The sequence below is a fragment of the Scytonema hankhaensis NUACC26 genome, assembly GCF_045865695.1.
GTDB lineage: Bacteria > Cyanobacteriota > Cyanobacteriia > Cyanobacteriales > Nostocaceae > Scytonema.
This window is the reverse complement of record NZ_BAACAP010000238.1, coordinates 71,334-90,062: the sequence shown is the minus strand read 5'-3', so window position 1 is coordinate 90,062 and position 18,729 is coordinate 71,334. Positions and strand designations below refer to the sequence as shown.

The window sequence follows — 18,729 nt, the reverse complement described above, 5'->3', positions numbered from 1 at the left end:
TGAAAACTCCTATCTAATTTTTAAAATATATAAGATAGGTGTTGCCTACCATTCGTTCTTAGAGGTTGTTTGAAAAGTGGTTGGCTGTGATTTTAATTACATTATTACCCCCCTTAATCCCCCCGATGCATTGGGGGGAAATTGAATTTTTGGTTCCCTCCCCAATGCATCGGGGAGGGTTAGGGTGGGGTAAAAAAATATTTGATACATCAATCATGACTTTTCAAACATCCTCTAAGTAGGTAATGCTTACCTTACCAAAAGAGAACAAAGAGTTAAATTAAATTTTTCCGTAATATTTTGTTAAGAAAAAGGGAATCTTGGAACAGTAAACAGTGACCAGTGACCAGTGATTAATTAAAAAGGATTAGCTATGAGGGAAAAATACAAACCGTTTTCTTGCCAACTGTCTTTATCTCCAGAAATAGAAATTAATGGGATACCCCAGTCTATGCGTGCTGTTAACCAATCTTCTAATTGCAAGCGTAGCCCCAATCCAACAGAAGCGAGGGTACTTTCTTCAAGTTCAGTATCGGGGCTCGGTCTACCAGAACGATTCCAAACAGTACCAATATCAAAGAAAGGAGTTACTTGTAAAACGCTACCACGGCGAGAGAATCTTACAATGGGAATGCGGACTTCAGCAGAGGCAAAAAATCCATTATCTGTAAGCAATGCATCTTGGCGGTAACCTCGAACACTTTCTATACCACCCAAGCCAAATTGCTCGAAGGGAACAAGAGGACGATCTGCAACTTGCAAATCTCCTCGTAAGAGAAAAAGAGTGTCGGGGGCTAGCAATCTTACCCATTGTGCTTGTCCTCTCCAAGCAAAGAAACTATCGGAATCGAAAGCGTCAAGTCCCACACTAAACTGAGAACGTACAGCAAATACCTGTTGGCTGCTACGCTGAGTCCATTCTTGGAAAAAACGTAAGGCGGTGACTTTCGTTTCTCCTTCGTCATTCGCACCGAATGCTGGAAAGGGAATTTCTCCTTGATTGTACGGATTTAGGCTAGCTTCGCTTTCTCGGCGAGTTGCTGTTAAACCAACTGCAAGTTCGCGAGTTGGAGTTTGGATGATGGGTTGGCGTAGGGTTAATTCGTAGTAGCGGGAATTGGATTGAATGTCAAGGTCATTAAAAGGTCTTTCGATGACATTACTATCAGAAATACCAAAGTTGAACGAAATCGTTCCATTTCGAGCATTGATGGGAAAAGTATAGCCAAAGTCAAAGGCATTGCTACCATCAGTATTGGTATAGATAGCGCTAATGCTATCACCAAATCCAAAAAGATTGGCTTCGCTGACTTGAATTTGACGGCGAAAGCTACCAACAGCTGGAGAACGTCCGTTATCTAAAACAAATTGAACGTTAAAGGTATCTGCTTCTTTTACTCGCACTTCTAATAAACTGACGCCCGGACGAGAACCTGCTGAGAGTTCTGCTGACAGGTTATCAATTAAAGGATTGAGTTGTAATAATTGTAGTGCTTGGAGCAAGCGCTCGCGATTGAGGGGTTTCTTTGTTGCAATAGCAAGTCGGCTTCGCACGTAGCCTGTCCTCAGTCTCCGCGTACCAGTGACTTTAATGTCTTCCAAAGAACCTTCTACGACCCGAATTTCTACGATACCATTTTGAAGTTTTTGTGTGGGAATGTAAGCTCCTGACGTTATATAGCCTTTTTTAACGTATAATTCAGTAATAGCTGCACGTGCTTGAAAAAGTTCGGCTAGGGTTATGGGTCGATTTACATAGTTTTTGAGAACTTCTGCAAATTCTTTTTGACTAAAGACTGTGCTACCTGTGACTTTAAATTCTTTAACACTGATAGTTTGAGGAACCTCTCCTGGAGTGGTTTCGGGAGTGGTGGGTGTTGATTCTGGTGGAAGTAACTCTTCAGGAGGCGGTAAGCGGAAAGGTGGTTCCGGTTCTGGTGCTGGTTGTGGTGGTTCTTCTAAAGGAGGTGTAGAAGGGGGTTCAATTTGTCCTCCAGGAGGAACGCGAGGTTGCTGTGGTGTAGGAGCTTGGGCAGAAACACTGGGTGTCAGACTTTGGACTTGAACTGAATTAGCAACCTGCGCTTGTACTGGTTTTATTGACAAAGTGCAAGAAATTGCCACTGAACTTAAGCAACAGCAGTACTGATTGATGCTTAATCTTGGGCGGAAGTTACGGAGCATGACACAATAGTGATAAGGGAACGGAAGAATTATCGCCTAGCGATCGCGCAACAAGGATGATATCGCCCTTTTTATCTACAATCCATCCCTGTGCTTCGACAATTTTATGGGAATCAGGGTTTTTAGGGAAAGAATTGTGGCGATTATTGCTTGTTTGTAACGATTGTGCCGAACTCAAGGGATTTCCCATAGCTGGATCGACAGCGAGCCAATTTGCGATACGGATAAACACGTAATGCTCTATAAAATTCCATTACTACTCTCACCACAACCTGAAGGCGGATTTACAGTGACATCACCGTTACTACCAGAACTAGTCACTGAGGGAAATACGGTTGAGGAAGCTTTAGCAAATGTTCAAGATGCTTTAGCTGCTGTCATTGAGGCTTATGAGGATTTGGGACGAGCTTTACCAGTAAATATGCGAGTGGCTGGCACCGATCGTGCTTTATGGTTGGAAACTGTGGTGACAGCACCATGAAGTATCGTGAGGTAGCTCAAAAATTAGAAGCGCACAGGACGTCCTCGCTCGCTCTCTCATCTATAACGGGCGGGGACGCCCGTTCCACAAGAAAATGCAGTAAATATAAAAAAATAGGTGGAAGATAATGCCGATCGCATCCTATCATTCCACCACAATTACCGAACACAGCTAGCCCTAGGAATTGAAACTAACGCTTTTCTGTACCCTGATTGCCACCGCCCTCGGTCAACTGGTCACTACTTCCAGATTCAGGTACAGCAGAGGGTTTACCTTCGCTTTTCTCATTCACACCAGTACGACGTTCTTCTTCGTTGACAGGAGTTTGAGCTCCACCAGAAGCTTTTGCTTGAGATTCGTCGTTTCTTACATTTTCGTTTTCTGTAGCCATAACTGCACTCCGATTTACTCTACACTGGCACTATTGTATGGAGCTTAGCAGTGTGAATTCTTCTGTCTCAGATATCATTTTTGTCCGTTATTTTATCTATCTCTGGGATTAATTTTAACTTTCATGTGTGTGTTTTCTAAAAATTTGGCGTTGTCAACCGTACTTATACTTAACTTTATTGTAATTACCACCAACTGCATTGTGTTGTAGTGTACGGTAGAACCGTATTAGGAACTACATTTTTCTGACCTTTAAATTCCCTTCCGTAATAACCGTCATCAAAACCACGGGCAAATTCACCCCCAGCAGTACGAGGTTTATACTCATTGCCTTTTCTTGAATTTTGTTGTCCTTGGCGGTAACCATCAGCATAAGCTTGAGGATGGTAACCAGGGTCTTCGTCTACATACCATTGAGTGACAGGATAGCAGTAGCTAATTCGCTGTCTGTACCGAGGGTAACGATAATAGCGTCCGTGGTTTGCTTCAGCAGCTTCATTGTTAAGGAAAAATCCACTTGTAGTGGCTAAAGCTAATAGACTGGCAATAATAATTTTTTTCATTCTGACCTCCATTGGAAGCCTTACAAACAGCGATCGCAAAGTAAAGGGAAGAGTTTACAACTTTAAAGAACTCCCCTTATTTTTAAGATAGCGCTTATACTTTTTCCGCAACATCACCTGATAGGATGGCTGGTGGGGTCTGTACTGGTGAAATCCCCCTAAAGTTAAGGTAACGAGCTAATAGGGTTTAAGACTTGTGACAGTGTATTCCGTATAACAATTAAGTTTAGGCTGATGATATATTCATATGACTGAGGAAACAACTATGCCTGGTGGTCATGCCAATCACAAAGGAACTTCTGACAAACCCAACGTCAATGCAAACGGTCAAATTAACTTATCAGCAGCTGATAAATCATCAGATCCTGAAGATGTTTTGCAAGAAGGCGTTTTAACAACCGAGACAACCAGAACTCAAGAATTTGTTGATTATCCTCCTGCTCTTGAGCGCCCCAACGAGAAACCTCAAAAAGACGAAGAGTGAATGCGATCGCGTAGTCGAGTGGCAAAAGTCCCGACTTCTTGAAAGATGCTATTAGCGAATGATAGTTAGACCCTCTTCTCATTCCCAGGCGGAGCCTGGGAATGCTTTTTTAGAAGCTCCGCCTCTTGCGATCGATCTGCTCGTGAGGAGTAACCTGGTGGTTTAGCCAACTGCATAATCTGTAAATTGTCGTTTAAATGGTGAATGAAATCCAATTACAATATCGTGCTTAGGTACGCCTAAATTCACTAAATCTTCTCACACTTCATTTTCTGTCCCATTATGTTGAAGCCAAACTTTACCATCTTTAATATCAATATGTAGAAAACAGCCATAAATACGACGTTGATTTTTCCAACCAACATTCATAAGTTGATAATAGTCGCGTTCGGTATCAAAAACTATTAGAGTTTTAACATCATCATCGGCATTACCTATTGCTGCATACTCATGCAAGAGTTGCTGAATAATTTGTCGATACTGTATTAATTTATCCATTCCACAAGCGCCTCCATTTCTGGATTGTAAATAATTAATTTCAGTTGATGCATACGAATAATATTTTGGACAAGACGTATTGTGAAAAAAGAACTATAAGCATCAATGGGAACTACCAAATAAAGTTGTCATTCGGGTTCTTGTTCAGATAACGCCAATCGGTAGTTAATAAATTGCCCTAATGCGGTATGAAATTCGTAAATGGCTGTTGTCCGAATAAAGCTTTTAACTTCAACCGCAATTTTTTGTCCATCTTTCTCTGCGGCTAGAATTTTCTCTGCACCTAAATCAATATACATATCCCCCAATTCAAAACTGACAGGAAAAGGGTCATGGGTTATTTTCCAACCGTCGGTTATGAGAGCGTTTTTAACCGCATTATGAAAAGCGTCTCTTGCGGGCACATTTTTCAGGTGTAAAGCAACGGATTATTTAATTTTGGGTGCTTAGTTACATAATCAACAATATACAATATAGCATAAAAGCTTACTGGGAGTGCCAAGTCCTAGCGCTCACTAACTATTTGCACTAATACCCCAGCTAGGAATGGGAGAGTGTTTCATTATAAAACCTTTGCGTCTTTGCACCTTTGTGTGAGGCTAAAAAAGCATTCATATTTTAATTCAGTAACGCCTGAACATCAATTACAAATAAACTTTGCAAACGCTGTAACTGAGAACTGGCTAAGTAGAGTAAATCCCCTTTCCCAAGCAAGCGAGCTGCATCTGTTTGTTTACCTCCCAAAATAATTACTGAATCCGCCTCGCTTGCGGTTCGGAGTGCAACTCGTCCCGGTAAATTAGAACGGATAATGGGAGTGAGAACTCCTGCTTCTGGGCGTTGAGTGGCAATAATCAAATGAATTCCTGCAGCCCGCGCCATTGCTCCATTAAAGCCAACAAATAGAATTTAGTAAACAAGAACTATTTCTAAAGTTCAGTTACAGTTAGGAAAAACAGTGGCTCGCCATTGTTTTGTGAAATTCCAGCATCAATCTGTTCTGGTGTATAAGCGTTAGCTTCTTGCAAGGAACTTAACTCAATTCGATCGTTGGCTTGCAAGCGATATAGCGCCTTATCCAATTCATCTTGTGACAGTGGAGGTTGCAACTTTTGCCGCAGATGGAAGATTGGCAAACCATTGTCAGTACCTACCTCCCGATCCAGATTTTGGATAGTGTGTAAAATTTCCTTATCGGTAAGGTTGACAATCGTTACAACAGCAGCGCCTCCATTGGTGGGTTCTGAAGTAGATAATTGTTCTGGCTGACTGGGGAGGAATTTCCTGATAAACTGTAGGTAATTTTTCAGCAGTTCTAAGTTAACGCTCGCAGTCCCTTCAGGGATGTAACGATCCCGCAAATACTCGCTTCCGTGTTCAGTCAGCCATACCTCAGCGTTCATCCTTTTTATTCTTGTTTCAACTTCAATAAGCCCCTTTTCACATAAGCTTTGCAAGATAGCATCTCGCTGTTTTGACTTGAGAGATTTGATGTTAATTTTGCTTGGTGCGATCGTTTCGGAAGCATTACTTATTTTTTTCAAGACTTTCAATTCATTAGGTGTTAGTGGTAACTGCTCTGTCTCCGTTTTTAGGAGAGCGTCACCAGGGGGTAAGATTTTAATAGAAGCGATTTCACGAGAAAAGTCTATTAACTTGCGATCGCTTAAACTTTGACAAATTTTTTCCTTACCCTCGAAAGATTTAAAAGTGCTACTGTTAAGGCTAGAACGGTAATTGGGACATCCCAGTAATTTTAGTAAGAACTTTAACTCATGAGTATCCATGCAGATATTTTTCCTTGTATTTGAATCTGCATAACTGTAGCTGACGTGAGAAGAACTTACACCCCTCTTTAGGCTAGCTAATTTCAGTAAATACCAAAGTTATTTTCAAGAGTAATCTGCCAAAGGTAGCAGAGAAGCTTAGGTGTCCATTATTTTGTTATCCAAAGTAAAGTCGTGAGGATTCTTGAGAATAAAGGTATTATTTTCCTTAATCAAATCACCCGTACAAAGAATCGGTAATCGTTCTTGATAAGCTTTAAGAGCTAGTATATAACTATGGTCGTTTAATTTCGTTTTAATTTTTTGGAGTTTATCAATTATGACACCAAAAAGTATAATTTCACCGCTTAATTTGTCTGCTACTAGTTGTTCAATTTGCATGATAATTCCCTGAATAGTGGTATTTGGGACAGTAGCGAGGAGTTCATGAATAATTTCTAGCTGAGAACAATTTTCTACTAACGCTAAAGTTTCTGTTGCTTCACTAATTCTAGTTGCGTAGTCTCCCAAATTTTTTCTATTAGGTAGCAATATTTCAAATTCACCTCGTTCTAGTTCTTGTTTAAGACAAATCGTGGCATTATTCATAAACGAACGCTCTTCACGCCAACCATGTGTTTGTAGATAATTTCTGAGTTCTTCTAATTCTATATTCTGAAAAATTTCCCGCTCCCGCACAGTGACTTTCATGGTTGTACTCCTTGACTAAGCCCTTGCATAATTGATTGAAGGGTGGTGACTGTGAATTGGTTACTTCTGAGTAAGGTAATGGTAACATTATCTGTGTTTTGTGTTTCTGGCAATCCTCTCAAAGACACCTAATATCCACAATGACGCAGACACAGTTCTTCCTCTGATTGTTTTAACCAGTTTGCTAAGTTGTCAGGAATTAAAACTACAATTAAGATTCTTGGAATGGCAATGTCCGTCATTCTCAAGTTGTTGTAGTTTTTTAGTATAAGAGGGTAGCGGATTAATTTGTCCTTGAGAATATCCCTTGACGTAGATTTTAATTGTAATTCTAACCGAGGCGCTCGAATGCGTCCTGTTTCTCCCTTGGCTGCAATTCCCAAGTCTATGCTGTTATCATCAACCGAGGGTTTATATAGAGAATAGCCTGCAACAGTAGCAACTGCTTGTAAATAGGTATTGCTAAATTGTTCTTTTTGTTGATTTATGTCCACGGTTAATCCAATATCCGAACATCTGTTGCAAGTAAACTTTGTAAACGTTGTAACTGAGAACTGGCTAAGTAGAGTAAATCCCCTTTGCCAAGTAAGCGAGCTGCATCTGTTTGTTTACCTCCCAAAATAATCGCTGAATCCGCCTCACTCGCAGTTCGGAGTGCAACTCGTCCTGGTAAATTAGAACGGATAATGGGAGTGACAACTCCTGCTTCTGGGCGTTGAGTGGCAATAATCAAATGAATTCCTGCAGCTCGCGCCATTGCACCCAACCTTTTAATGCTTTGTTCTAATGCTGCACGAGATTCTTTTTCTGCCATAAAGTCAGCGTATTCATCAAAAATGCAGACAATACGAGGCAAAAGCTGACGAGAACGTTGATTGTAAGTTTTTAGATCGGCGCACCCAGCTTTTTCAAATCGCTGGTAACGCGATTCCATTTCTCCCACCAATTCATCCATAAGTTCGATCGCACGTTCGCTATCTTTGACAACTGGTGAATGCAACCACCGCATCTCCTCAAACTCTGGGAAGGTGACTCTTTTTGGATCGACAAGTGCAATCTTCAAGTGTTCTGGGGAATGACGAACGATAAGACTGAGAAGGAGCGATCGCAAAAACTCACTCTTACCACTTCCTGTTGTACCCCCAATTAAGAAGTGACAAGTATTTGGATCGGACAAATCAGCTTCTACGAGTTGTCCCTCCAAATTAACCCCAATTGCAATTTTTATAGATGCTGTTGGAGGTAAAACTTGCGTCTTTATATAATCCTCAAATTTAGCTGTTTGCCTGTCTGGACGTGGCAAATCAACACTGACATATCCAGCTTGAGGAGAAATCAAAGGTGGATTAGCTAACTCCAACTGAACTTGCAAATCAGCTGATAGTTTTAGCAAAGCATTAACTTTTACGCCGGGATGTGGTTTGAGTTTCACCCGAATAAAAGCTGGACCGACAGCAACTCCTTGATAATCTACTCTAATGCTAAAAGATTGTAAGGTAGACACTAACTTTTCACCCAAAACATCAGCATTGACTTTTACTTGGTTATCTTGCTTACCCGTTGTTTGTTGTGGCTGTTTGTTTGAATATTCCTCAGCTTTAGATGTTACGGCAAAATAACTTTGACATTTCTGCTGCTGCGGACAAATTTCACATAGAAAAGGTTGAGTCGTGATGGGTGGAGGATTAGGTAATGGTGGTTCCCAGATCGACCATTGCCGCATTTGTTGTAATTTATAAGGAATCAGCTGATGTACCGTATCTTCTAACTCTTCCCAGGAATAGTGATACTCTTTCAACTCTGGTACAACACAGTAAACTGCTGCATCTACCCCTACCTTTTTCCTTTCCCAAAGGATATAGCTATAAAGAGCAACCTGAGCTAATTGTGCTGATGGATCGGCAGGCTGGTAAGTTTTAAACTCTACGACACACAGACGCTTCTTGTTAAAATTGAAGACCAAGCAATCAAATTTTCCCGCTACTCGTTGCTGTGTTCCATCTGAAAGCTGAAAGTAGGATTCAAGGTATCGTTCCTCAGAAACAAAGGTGTTATGAATCACTGTTTCTGCTGTACAATAACTTCTATTAGTGACAAGCAATTCTGCAAAGTGTCTAATCAGTCCTCGCAATGCCTGCCACACTTTCAGCAATGCTTGTGCTTGACCGTTCTCCTTTTGAGATACTTCTTCTAGGTAAGAGAAGAATTTTTGTTTATAGAAAAATTGTTGTAACTGAGAGGCTAATTCCTCAGCCTGCAACTGGTTCGCATCTGGTTTAAATAAGTCTTGACATCGTGGTTCGCGAACAATCCAATTGACAAATTCATCAGCTAACTGATGAAATAAGTTACCAATACCAACAGCACTATCAGGTGGTAAAAATAAAGTATTCCCCCCAAACCGCTGATTTAAGTAAAACAAACGGGGACATTCAAAAGCAACTTTTATATTAGTAGCAGTTAAAGATTTATTTTTAGATTGTCCTGTAGATCCCCTTGAAGCATTAGAACCCATATCAAAAGTACTGCTTTTAGTAGATGATTTAGATATTTCTAATAAGCGCTGATGCACAGCCGCCAAATATACTGTGTCCATTGCAGCATAATGCAGTTGTTTCTGACTGAGAGGACGCTGTCCCCAGTCACTACCTTGTTCTTCTTTATCCACATTAGAGAATCCACAGAGTTCCACTGCGAGTGTTTTCAATTGTAGGTTGGTTACTTGCAACACTTTTCGTGTGATTTTTCTAGCTAGCTTGAGAGTGCAAGTCACATTCGGTGCTAGTTTTCCTCCCAGATACTTCAAATCAAAGTCAGCATTGTGGAAGACTTTTTCTATTTGAGGATTAACTATAACTTTATTTATAAAATCTACTGCTAAGTCTGGTTTGTCTAGTACATCAATAATGTAAGCTGAGTTACCTGTCAAGTCTGTGGGTTCAGCTAAGACCTGAATTAGGGACAACCTTGGTAATGGTGTATTCCAATCAGCTATTTCTGTATCTAGCCATAGCGTTTTAGATAAGGCGAATCTAGCAATTTGTGCTTGGATTTCATTAGCTTCTGTCAGATATATCATTATATAAACTATGTAAGCAATAAAAACTACGTCTTGATTAACAGACATATTGTCTGATCTTCTTGTTTTGCTTTAGGATTCACAATTTTAATTTTCCGGTCAGAACACAATTGATTTAAAATTTGTTCTATATTTGATAGACTCAATTCAGTAAACTGATTGTGAGTGGTTTGAACCAATTGCGCTCGTCCTATGAATCCTTGAGTTATGACTACATTTAACAAATAATCTTTTACAGATTGTAAATTTGTTTGGTCTGGGTCTAGTTCTTTCCTAGCTGAAACAACGTCCAAATCTTGTAGTAACCGACAATCTTGTAGAATTTTAGAATTGTAGATTAGAGATTCTAGTTCTTGCAAATTAATAATTTTGCCAGCAAGTACTAATTCATTGGCTTCGGCAGACTTTACTAAGTTATGATACGTAGCCAAGTAGTGAACTGAAGACAGTGCTGGTTGAAGGTGGCGATGACCAGTATTTGTAAAAATTTGTCTGTATAATTGATTCCCTGCAAGATTTGGCTTTCCAACGCTTCCAAAACGAATCAAGTACATAGTTTGACAGAGTTTTTGCTGAATTGCTTTTTGGCAAGCATTCATAACATTAAAGAAACTGTTCATATTTGGTTCTTCTGTCCAGACAACTCCTACTCGTTCCTTCTTATCAAGCTTTTGGTAACTCAATGAATAGCTAGCAAATTTTCCACTTATAAGTTTCAACTTAATTTCTTGGACTTTTAGAGCAGTTAGGGCTTGTTGCAACATCCGAATTAAATCAGTTGCATCTAACAAAGCAATTTTAGTAATTTTTTCCTGATTTTTCTTATACTCTTGCTGCCATCGTAATTGAAAGTCTGCTTGAATTTTTTCTACTGGTGACACTGGCGGTGGCGGTGGTTCTCCGCCTTCTAACCATTGTAGCTTTGGAGGTTGTTGATCTCTGAATAACCATTCCTTATATTCTTGAAATAGATGTCTCCCTAAAACCAATACGCCACGAGGTGTAGTCTTGTGGCTTGGAAACACTTTCTCTAACACCTGCTTATTTAAAGGGAAAATTTGAGAAGAAGGTTTTGGCTCGGCAGACTGATGGAGGACATATAGTCGCAAAGCTAAAAGGGCTTCAGCTTCCTCCAATGTAATACGTTTCAATGGAACCCGGATAGGAGCCCTATCAATATCGGAAGGCTGAACTCGCTTATAATTAAGATTCCAGGTCTCTGTCCTGATACTAATGATAATTAAGAAACTTTTCCACTTACCGTTAATAATTGTAGAATTGACAGTAAATAACGCTTGTAAGTCAATGGTGCCTTCTGGCAAACGAGCAATACTATCTAATTGATCGAAACATAATACAATAGGCTGAGTTTTAGCAGAAATTTTGCTAAAGTTACCCAGTATACCTCGTGCTTTATCTTCATCATCAATAGATTCCTGAACCCTTAATTTTTTCAGGCTTTCCTCATCTAAATTATCCCCTTTCAACCATTCACAAGCCAAAGAATATAAGTCCGGATTAGTTAAGTCATAAAGGACACCAAAAAATTCATTGGCGTTATAAATTCCTGTGGTACCAATGGTCTTTTTGAGAAGATCGATGAAGAATTGGCGATCGCGAGAGGCATCGGTTGTTGTTTGTCCAAAAATGCTTTTTACTTTGTCAATTAAATTTTGTTGTTCGCGCTTTAGTCCTTTCTCAATCGTAGATAAGCAGCTTTTCAGCCAGAGAATTAATTGGGAGTCTGCTTGTCCTACTGGAGAATTGACTAAGCTATCTACAGTATGGCGTAATATATGCCGCCAGATATGGTCGCTCTGAGGAAATGGCTCAATATAAACAAAAAAAGCTGTATCATTTAGCTGTTGTTTTAGTTGACCCAAAAAGTGGGTTTTTCCCGTACCACCATCTCCATAAAGAATTAGGGTACGAGTTTGACCATCTCGAGCAACTTCAGCTAATACACTTTTGATTTGGTTTAGTGGTTTTTGGTGAATAGATTCAACAGTAGGAGGTGGTTCCTGTTCTACCCAAAAATTACCGGCTGCAAGATTATCAAATGGGTTGAGCGATTTTTTAATAACTTCTTCAAAAGTTGCCATGTTGATATTTCTGTTTTTGCTTTCTTAAATATTTTCTAAGTTGTGATTTAGGTAAACTCTCCTAATTCAGTGTAATGAAAAACAGGGAGCCACCGCTGATTTGAGGAATTCCAGTGTCAATTTGTTCTGAGGTGTAATCCCCAGGTTCTGCCAGAGAACTCATTTCAATTTGGTCAGATTCTTCTAAACGATACAGTGCCTTATCCAATTCATCTCGTGACAGTGGAGGTTGTAACTTTTGTCGCAGATGGAAGATTGGCAGATAGTTATTAGTATTTAACTCCCGATCTAATTTCTGAATAGTGCGTAAGATTTCTTCGTCAGTGGGATTAATAATAGTTACAGCTGATGACTCGCCCTTGGTAGGTGCTGTTGTGGTAACTCGATCGGGTTGAGTATGTAAAGATTTACGTAGAAAGCGCACATAATTGTTAAGTAGATCCAAGCTAATATTTGCGGCTCCCTTGGGACTGTAATCGTCCTTCAAATACTCGATTCCACGTTCAGTTAGCCAAACTTCAGCTTTAGTCCTTTTTATTTTGGTTTCAACTTCAATCAGTCCCTTTTCATGAAAGCCTTGCAAGATAGTATCTCGTTCTTCTGACTTCACCGATTTGACACTAATTTTGCTTGGTGGAATTTTTCCAGAATCCTTACTTATGTGCTCTAGCAACTTCAATTCATTAGGTGTAAGCGGTATCTCACCGACATCAGTTTTTAGGAGAGCACGACCAGGGGGGAGGATTTTTACAGAAGCAATTTCACGGGAAAAGCTTATTAACTCGCGATCGCCTAAACTCTTACAAATTTTGTCCTTGCCCTTAAAAGAATTGAAGATATTTGCGCTAAGGCTCGAGCGGTAATTAGCACATCCTAGTAACTTTAGTAGAAACTTTAACTCATTTGTATCCATGTAAGTGTTTTCCCTATATCTAAATTAGCACCACTCTAGCTTAGTTAGCAACAATTTACACCCCTCTTTATCCTAATAGACTCATAGCCATATAGCGATCGTTATCATGAACACGGTAATGTTGCAGAGTGAAAACGCAGCCCGATCCTAGCTAAAATTTTCAATAGAACTTTTAGCAAGAGCGAGGTTCAACGCTTCCATATGGTAATTAGGAACTGCTATATTGTTAGACTGACTCTCAGTGTCTAGTGTTTCAAGCAATAACTCGTTCTGAAAATCGATTTGTTTGCAAGTGGAAACAGCGCGATCGCTATTTGCTATGGATAGGGTTCCAAGTCTTACTCTTCTCCGTATCCATTATCAGCCAATGCCTGTTCCTCCTTACGAGGGAGTTTCCAGGTGTAAGACGACTGCTTGTTAGATAACATAATTGAAAAGTTTGAATCCTCTGGCACATTTGAAATAGACAAATTCAGCAGTTCGGTAGCGCAAGCATCTATTTCTACAATTGGACGCCTTACGTAATTCTCTACAAATCTTGCCATCGTTTCTCCGGCAAAAACAGCTCTTAACCAAGGTTAAACATCAGGGATTTGAGTAAAGATTCAGTATGCATTAGCGCAGGACTCATTCCACTCGCGTCTGTCAAACGGTAACCAATTAATTGAGCTTCCCATTCTTTAAGAGATATTAAACCAGAACCAACTTTGGCTTCTATTTGCATGAGATGTTGTGCAAATCTCATAGCCACAAGGGGCGGGAATGCATTTCCGATTTGGATTGCTATGGATGATGTGTTACCTGAAAACACGTAGCGATCGCTAAAAGATTGGAGACGAGCGCATTCCCGTAAAGTTAATGCACGGTCAAGTGAAGGGTGAATAAACTCACGTGATGATGCACTTGTGATTGTTGGCGAGCACAGGTGTGAGTATAATCGCTTGATACCAGCAGGTGCTCCACCGCGCTTTTCAGTTGCTGTACCATCTTTTACTCTTCTAAAAGCCCGTTTGCGGAAGCTTGGATGCCACAAACTTTCAGTTAAGTCTTTCATCGTTTGACCGGGCTCTAACAAGCTATATCGCTCCAATTCATTGGCACTCGGTGTGCTAAAGTGATGTTTGACACCACCTGAATTGTTACTTTGGCGTATGAAGTGCTCATACTCGCTACTTGTCTCAGCGTGCGTGTATGGTAGAAAGCATTCGTAGGAAACTGCTTCAGGGAGACCGGAGATTGCTTCATCAAGGGTTGGAGAATGGGGAAAAAGTGGTAGTAGCTTGTTATGCTTGCCTGCATTAAATGAATGTGTCTCTGGGGGAAAGTGGAAGAAAGCACCAATTCGATTGCCGATAACAATCGCCCGCTTCCGTGACTGAGGAAGCCCATATGCAGCAAAATTCACCTTTTCAAGTCGAAGCAAGTATCCTAAACTAATAAACCGGCGCACAAGTTCAAAGACACTCTTGCCACTATTGGATGTTAATAAACCTTCTACATTCTCAAATAAAAACCATTTTGGTTTGAGATATTCAACAATAGCAAAGTAATTAAAAATAAGTTGATTACGAGAGTCGAGTTCATTTCTGCTTCCCGCAGTGCTGAATCCTTGACATGGTGGCCCTCCTATCACTGCAAATACTTCTTTATAAGGACTCAGGAGGTCTATCAAAGAACACTTATCAGAAGCATTTAAATCAAGATTGTGACATGGTATCCCAAGGTTACTCTTATAAGTACTATATGCATCATCGTTGATATCAACACCCAGTACAGGTTTAAGATCGGCTAATGCAAAACCCAGCGATAAACCTCCCGCTCCTGAAAAAAAAGAAACAATCTTTTCAGACATACTCACATTTCACTTATGTTTTTTGACTTTATACCCTCTCAATTCCTAGCACGAATATGAATTTATGCATTAGGCATCCATAGTTTGGTTATCCAAAGTAAAATCGTGAGAATTCTTGAGAATAAAGGTATTATTTTTCATGGTTGTACTCCTTAACTAAGCCCTTGCATAATTGATTGAAGGGTGGTGACTGTGAATTGGTTACTTCTGGGTAAGGTAATGGTAACATTATTTGTGTTTTGTGTTTCTGGCAATCCCCTCAAAGACACCCAATATCCACAATGTCGCAAACACAGTTCTTCCTCATGCGTTCTTAACAAGTGGTAAATATCTCAGACATCCTTTAAGAACGCAATCCAACTGGTACGGGAGAGATTGCTAAATTTGTTTGCGAGCGCTCTTGAAAAACCAACTCTACACCCACGTTCGCTGTCTTCGACTCGTTCAAAATAAATTCACTAGGTCTTTGATATTCACGGTATATTTTTTCAATAGCACAAATGTCTATTGGTTCCATGAAATTCAACATCCTGTATGTAGATAACATTTCTGTTTTATCAATGTAGTTTTTGATTTTAGAGTTTTTAGAAACATATTCATCAATTCCTACATTGGGTATTCCTAGAATATCGGCAAGGATAACAGAATGAAGCCTATTACCAAAGTGAAAATCCATTTGGCTGAGAATTTCCACAAAATCTTGTGGTTGACTCCATGAGTGCAGCTTGCAATTTTCTTCAGGTAAGTAGTTCTTCAGTAGTTTATGAAATTTATTATCATTTCTTTGCTCGCTAACTTGAGCGGGTAATAAATGTATGGTCGAATTAAACTTTTCAATAAATGGGAGTAGCTGTTGCGAATAAAACTCAGCCCTTCCTTCACCCCACCAGAAGTTTCCTGTAAATGAAATATTGTTTATTTGAGTTGAGCGATCGCTTCTAATAAACTTTTCATATCCATCCACGTTTAAAAATGCTAAATACCCACCTAAATAAGATTTAACGGATTTTAACTGAGAAACTGCTGAGCCATAAGAATTTTTATCTCTTAAATACAGGTAATTTGCATTCTTCAAAAACCTTGCTTTTGTTTCTAATTCTTCCGATTTAAAAGCTTCTAATCCTATACCTAAATAACAGAAACGCTTGCCTGTCATTTTCGCAAACTGTTGCATCATCAACAATTTACCTGAATTGTCTTTTAAGTTAAAAGAACTACCAGCCCAAATTAAATAATCGCTTTGAAAAAGTATAGAAGCTTTTTGAAGAGTCGATAATTTATGAGTGTTGCAAAATATAACTTTATTGTTTGTTACTTCAGAACAATCATATTCACAAAATACAAATATGTTTTGAATAGCTTTCTTACTAGAGAAAAGCTGAATGAGTTGTTGGATACTTAAATCATCACCGATGTTTTTAAATCCATAATAACCCATTAAAATAATATTCATAATAAAAATTGTTAATTAGTTTGGTAATTTATTTCTTTCTAATCGATATTCAAACTCTGTAACATCGGGAAGAGTACTGAAGTATATTGCAAAGATTTGATAAACTGGTAAGCCGATTACTAATCATTCTGGAGGCGGAGCCTCGCGAACTGCATTCCCAGGCTCAGCCTGGGAACGAGTTGGGGAAGCCTGGGAACGAGAAACTGCAACGAGTTGGGGAAGCCTGGGAACGAAAAATCTCTCTTCCTACGTCCTAACCCCTAACCCGTCTTAACAAACCAAATGCCCAAGGACGTAACTTGACAGGTAAAATTGACAAAGTTAATCCAATCCATGCTTTAGCCGTAGAAAAAGATTTACCTGCCAACACTAACTCTTTCCCTTTTCCTGTTTCACCCTTTTCAATTAACCGCAAACCTAATAACAACTGAGTTTCTGCAAGACGCTGTTGCCTAATTTTTTCTAATTTTTCAGGTTCAAATTTATAACTCTGTAAATACCGTATTTTATCGCTAAGATATGGGATGGCGCGATCGATACCTTGCTGTTGCGCATGGAAACGATATTCCATTAATAACTCTGGTAAGTAATAACCCTTTTTTCCTGCCAAAGCCAGTCTGACAAACAAATCGTTATCCTCGCAATTTTGCCAATTGGGTTGCATAAATCCCAATTCCTGTAAGATAGCACGTCGAAATAAAGTGGCTCCAATTTGGAAACTTTGGTTGACAAATACAACTTCTAATAAATTATCAACCAAACCCTCTGATAAACTCGCCCTACCCCAAGAGCGAGAATTTTCTTGAGTCTTGGCTTCATCCCGCAAGTTATTAATATCGATAATCCAATGATCTGTACCAACAAAATCTACACTAGAATCTTTATCAAGGATAGCAGCAGTACGTGACAGAAATTCTGGAGTTAAGCGATCGTCATCATCAAATTTAATAAAATAGTCTCCCGTTGCTGCATCAAATCCAGAACGCATATTATTGCTTTTACCAATATTTTGTGAATGACGAATATACTTGATACGGCTGTCTGTATACTGGAACATAAGATTGGATGTCCCATCTTGAGAACCGTCATCACAAACAATTAATTCAAAGTCTTGATAAGTTTGCTTGAGTACGCTTTCAATAGCATAAGGTAATAGATTAATTCGATTGAAGGTTGGTATACAAACACTAATTTTAGGCATAAATACTCTTAGAGAAATTAGGTGATAGTTCTTTTCACTTTATTGACAGCTTTTTTAATGAATCGATAAGTTTTCGACCCTACTCCAGGAGATTTTAATTCTACTGGTTTGAGTTCTGGCTGTTTGAGAAAGCGATAGTGTAAAAACTCGTCTTTATAACAAATATCAATGTCTTCTCCTTTACACAGTCTAGCAAAATCATTGGAAGAGTAACTCATATAGTGAAGGCGATAAATTGGTTTTAATCCCTCTTGGTTGTAAAGAATATTATTAATATTGACAAATTCATCTGCATTAGCACAGTTACCAGTTCTCTCTTGACTATTAGCACTGAGGGTATAATTAAACATTGAGTACTTGCCATCAATAGTCATGTAATTAAATAAAGCCGAACTCGACCACCAAAACTTGCTTTCAATCCATTCAATTTCTTGTTTTTCAATAAGACGGTCTTTAAAATCATTTAACTTTGTAGTATCAAAGAGCTTTTGATGTGAGCCAAAGAAACTGTTACAGTGAATTTTATAGCGTAATTGGTCTTCTATAAAATGAGTAACACTAGAAACGCGATCTAAATTGATATCTAGAAATTTTTTTGGCTTAGCGTGTTCCCAGTCGTCAAAGACTAAGTCGTAGCTGTTTAGTTTAGCAAATACATTATTTAGGTGTTTCATTGCTAAACTATCAGCATCATAAAAGACAAACTTTTCAAATTTTCCGTCAAAAGCAGCGAATTTTCTATGAACAAATCCTTTGTACCATCCCGGACGCTTTAATTTAGATTCTTTAGCTCTTGGATGAGCCTCCCACACTTGATTGACAAAATCATCCCATCGCTGAAGGGCTTCACTATCATCAAAAATGGTCACATTTTTTCTAGATTGAATTTCTTGCTTGACAAGCTCTATTTTGTCATCATAAGGAATAATGCAAATAGCTATATCCGGGCTAACATTGACCTCAATACTATTAAGTAATGCTACGAATTGGTCATAAACTTTATCATTGGCAAGAGTGTAAATACCGATATTATTCATAATAAAATTTCATAT

General features: G+C 39.1%; 18 protein-coding genes and 3 pseudogenes. 2 read left to right on the top strand and 19 right to left on the bottom strand.

Translation table 11 applies throughout. From position 1 onward, the window contains the following. Positions 1–357 precede the first annotated feature (357 nt). Complete coding sequence (locus tag ACKTT2_RS39305) at positions 358–2,184, bottom strand: ShlB/FhaC/HecB family hemolysin secretion/activation protein (protein WP_407896670.1); 1,827 nt, start codon at positions 2,182–2,184, stop codon at positions 358–360. Beyond that, positions 2,174–2,416: a hypothetical protein gene (locus ACKTT2_RS39300; RefSeq protein WP_407896667.1), complete on the bottom strand. Its 243-nt coding sequence runs from the start codon at positions 2,414–2,416 to the stop codon at positions 2,174–2,176. The genes ACKTT2_RS39305 and ACKTT2_RS39300 overlap by 11 nt, the downstream gene beginning before the upstream one ends. Positions 2,417–2,419: 3 nt before the next feature. Between ACKTT2_RS39300 and ACKTT2_RS39295 the strand changes: the two genes are divergently transcribed. After that, positions 2,420–2,665 (top strand): type II toxin-antitoxin system HicB family antitoxin, encoded by a 246-nt coding sequence (locus ACKTT2_RS39295; RefSeq protein WP_407896665.1) that lies wholly within the window; start codon positions 2,420–2,422, stop codon positions 2,663–2,665. Positions 2,666–2,855: 190 nt separating this feature from the next. Here the strand turns inward: ACKTT2_RS39295 and ACKTT2_RS39290 are convergent, their stop codons facing one another. Both ACKTT2_RS39290 and ACKTT2_RS39285 read right to left on the bottom strand, forming a co-directional pair. Then, positions 2,856–3,056 carry a hypothetical protein gene (locus ACKTT2_RS39290; protein ID WP_407896662.1) on the bottom strand — a complete coding sequence of 67 codons (201 nt, stop codon included), beginning with the start codon at positions 3,054–3,056 and terminating at the stop codon, positions 2,856–2,858. A 184-nt stretch (positions 3,057–3,240) separates the two neighbouring features. Further along, complete coding sequence (locus ACKTT2_RS39285) at positions 3,241–3,618, bottom strand: hypothetical protein (protein ID WP_407896660.1); 378 nt, start codon at positions 3,616–3,618, stop codon at positions 3,241–3,243. Between the two features lie 247 nt (positions 3,619–3,865). On the opposite strand from ACKTT2_RS39285, the gene ACKTT2_RS39280 reads away from it, so the two are divergent. Beyond that, the gene (locus ACKTT2_RS39280) at positions 3,866–4,102 is read left to right on the top strand and encodes a hypothetical protein (RefSeq protein WP_407896658.1); all 237 of its coding nucleotides are present in this window, start codon (positions 3,866–3,868) and stop codon (positions 4,100–4,102) included. Positions 4,103–4,264: 162 nt separating this feature from the next. Here the strand turns inward: ACKTT2_RS39280 and ACKTT2_RS39275 are convergent. The 15 genes and pseudogenes from ACKTT2_RS39275 to ACKTT2_RS39205 all read right to left on the bottom strand — a co-directional run bounded on the left by ACKTT2_RS39275 (position 4,265) and on the right by ACKTT2_RS39205 (position 18,714). Next, positions 4,265–4,600, bottom strand: a pseudogene (locus ACKTT2_RS39275) (XisI protein). Then, positions 4,588–5,004 (bottom strand): annotated as a pseudogene (locus ACKTT2_RS39270) (element excision factor XisH family protein). The pseudogenes ACKTT2_RS39275 and ACKTT2_RS39270 overlap by 13 nt, the downstream one beginning before the upstream one ends. Positions 5,005–5,218: 214 nt before the next feature. Then, a pseudogene (locus ACKTT2_RS39265) lies at positions 5,219–5,488 on the bottom strand (DNA translocase FtsK); the annotation flags it as partial. Positions 5,489–5,529: 41 nt separating this feature from the next. After that, the gene (locus ACKTT2_RS39260; RefSeq protein ID WP_407896656.1) at positions 5,530–6,387 is read right to left on the bottom strand and encodes a transcription factor RcaD; all 858 of its coding nucleotides are present in this window, start codon (positions 6,385–6,387) and stop codon (positions 5,530–5,532) included. Positions 6,388–6,525: 138 nt separating this feature from the next. Continuing rightward, complete coding sequence (locus ACKTT2_RS39255) at positions 6,526–7,077, bottom strand: hypothetical protein (RefSeq protein ID WP_407896654.1); 552 nt, start codon at positions 7,075–7,077, stop codon at positions 6,526–6,528. Positions 7,078–7,205: 128 nt separating this feature from the next. After that, positions 7,206–7,571, bottom strand: a complete 366-nt coding sequence (locus tag ACKTT2_RS39250; RefSeq protein WP_407896652.1) for a DUF4365 domain-containing protein — start codon at positions 7,569–7,571, stop codon at positions 7,206–7,208. A 2-nt stretch (positions 7,572–7,573) separates the two neighbouring features. After that, the gene (locus ACKTT2_RS39245; protein ID WP_407896732.1) at positions 7,574–10,156 is read right to left on the bottom strand and encodes a DNA translocase FtsK; all 2,583 of its coding nucleotides are present in this window, start codon (positions 10,154–10,156) and stop codon (positions 7,574–7,576) included. Between the two features lie 26 nt (positions 10,157–10,182). Next, positions 10,183–12,258 (bottom strand): ATP-binding protein, encoded by a 2,076-nt coding sequence (locus ACKTT2_RS39240; protein WP_407896650.1) that lies wholly within the window; start codon positions 12,256–12,258, stop codon positions 10,183–10,185. A gap of 61 nt (positions 12,259–12,319) precedes the next feature. After that, positions 12,320–13,171: a transcription factor RcaD gene (locus ACKTT2_RS39235; RefSeq protein WP_407896648.1), complete on the bottom strand. Its 852-nt coding sequence runs from the start codon at positions 13,169–13,171 to the stop codon at positions 12,320–12,322. Between the two features lie 338 nt (positions 13,172–13,509). Next, a complete protein-coding gene (locus ACKTT2_RS39230; RefSeq protein ID WP_407896646.1) occupies positions 13,510–13,716 on the bottom strand; it encodes a hypothetical protein in 207 nt (68 codons plus the stop codon). Between the two features lie 23 nt (positions 13,717–13,739). Beyond that, the gene (locus tag ACKTT2_RS39225) at positions 13,740–15,023 is read right to left on the bottom strand and encodes a DNA cytosine methyltransferase (RefSeq protein WP_407896644.1); all 1,284 of its coding nucleotides are present in this window, start codon (positions 15,021–15,023) and stop codon (positions 13,740–13,742) included. A gap of 152 nt (positions 15,024–15,175) precedes the next feature. After that, positions 15,176–15,343 (bottom strand): DUF4365 domain-containing protein, encoded by a 168-nt coding sequence (locus ACKTT2_RS39220; protein ID WP_407896642.1) that lies wholly within the window; start codon positions 15,341–15,343, stop codon positions 15,176–15,178. Between the two features lie 23 nt (positions 15,344–15,366). Then, the gene (locus tag ACKTT2_RS39215; RefSeq protein ID WP_407896640.1) at positions 15,367–16,476 is read right to left on the bottom strand and encodes a polysaccharide pyruvyl transferase family protein; all 1,110 of its coding nucleotides are present in this window, start codon (positions 16,474–16,476) and stop codon (positions 15,367–15,369) included. 253 nt (positions 16,477–16,729) lie between these two features. Further along, positions 16,730–17,677 carry a glycosyltransferase family 2 protein gene (locus ACKTT2_RS39210; RefSeq protein WP_407896637.1) on the bottom strand — a complete coding sequence of 316 codons (948 nt, stop codon included), beginning with the start codon at positions 17,675–17,677 and terminating at the stop codon, positions 16,730–16,732. 17 nt (positions 17,678–17,694) lie between these two features. Then, on the bottom strand, positions 17,695–18,714 hold the full coding sequence (locus ACKTT2_RS39205) for an Npun_R2821/Npun_R2822 family protein (RefSeq protein WP_407896635.1): 1,020 nt from the start codon (positions 18,712–18,714) through the stop codon (positions 17,695–17,697). Positions 18,715–18,729 lie beyond the last annotated feature (15 nt).

Bases quoted from the DNA above. Each gene is read 5' to 3' on its own strand.
- ACKTT2_RS39225 (WP_407896644.1), bottom strand. From the start codon at position 15,023: ATGTCTGAAAAGATTGTTTCTTTTTTTTCAGGAGCGGGAGGTTTATCG.
- ACKTT2_RS39285 (WP_407896660.1), bottom strand. From the start codon at position 3,618: ATGAAAAAAATTATTATTGCCAGTCTATTAGCTTTAGCCACTACAAGT.
- ACKTT2_RS39210 (WP_407896637.1), bottom strand. From the start codon at position 17,677: ATGCCTAAAATTAGTGTTTGTATACCAACCTTCAATCGAATTAATCTA.
- ACKTT2_RS39295 (WP_407896665.1), top strand. From the start codon at position 2,420: ATGCTCTATAAAATTCCATTACTACTCTCACCACAACCTGAAGGCGGA.
- ACKTT2_RS39235 (WP_407896648.1), bottom strand. From the start codon at position 13,171: ATGGATACAAATGAGTTAAAGTTTCTACTAAAGTTACTAGGATGTGCT.
- ACKTT2_RS39230 (WP_407896646.1), bottom strand. From the start codon at position 13,716: ATGGCAAGATTTGTAGAGAATTACGTAAGGCGTCCAATTGTAGAAATA.
- ACKTT2_RS39260 (WP_407896656.1), bottom strand. From the start codon at position 6,387: ATGGATACTCATGAGTTAAAGTTCTTACTAAAATTACTGGGATGTCCC.
- ACKTT2_RS39305 (WP_407896670.1), bottom strand. From the start codon at position 2,184: ATGCTCCGTAACTTCCGCCCAAGATTAAGCATCAATCAGTACTGCTGT.
- ACKTT2_RS39255 (WP_407896654.1), bottom strand. From the start codon at position 7,077: ATGAAAGTCACTGTGCGGGAGCGGGAAATTTTTCAGAATATAGAATTA.
- ACKTT2_RS39205 (WP_407896635.1), bottom strand. From the start codon at position 18,714: ATGAATAATATCGGTATTTACACTCTTGCCAATGATAAAGTTTATGAC.
- ACKTT2_RS39245 (WP_407896732.1), bottom strand. From the start codon at position 10,156: ATGATATATCTGACAGAAGCTAATGAAATCCAAGCACAAATTGCTAGA.
- ACKTT2_RS39215 (WP_407896640.1), bottom strand. From the start codon at position 16,476: ATGAATATTATTTTAATGGGTTATTATGGATTTAAAAACATCGGTGAT.
- ACKTT2_RS39280 (WP_407896658.1), top strand. From the start codon at position 3,866: ATGACTGAGGAAACAACTATGCCTGGTGGTCATGCCAATCACAAAGGA.
- ACKTT2_RS39240 (WP_407896650.1), bottom strand. From the start codon at position 12,258: ATGGCAACTTTTGAAGAAGTTATTAAAAAATCGCTCAACCCATTTGAT.
- ACKTT2_RS39290 (WP_407896662.1), bottom strand. From the start codon at position 3,056: ATGGCTACAGAAAACGAAAATGTAAGAAACGACGAATCTCAAGCAAAA.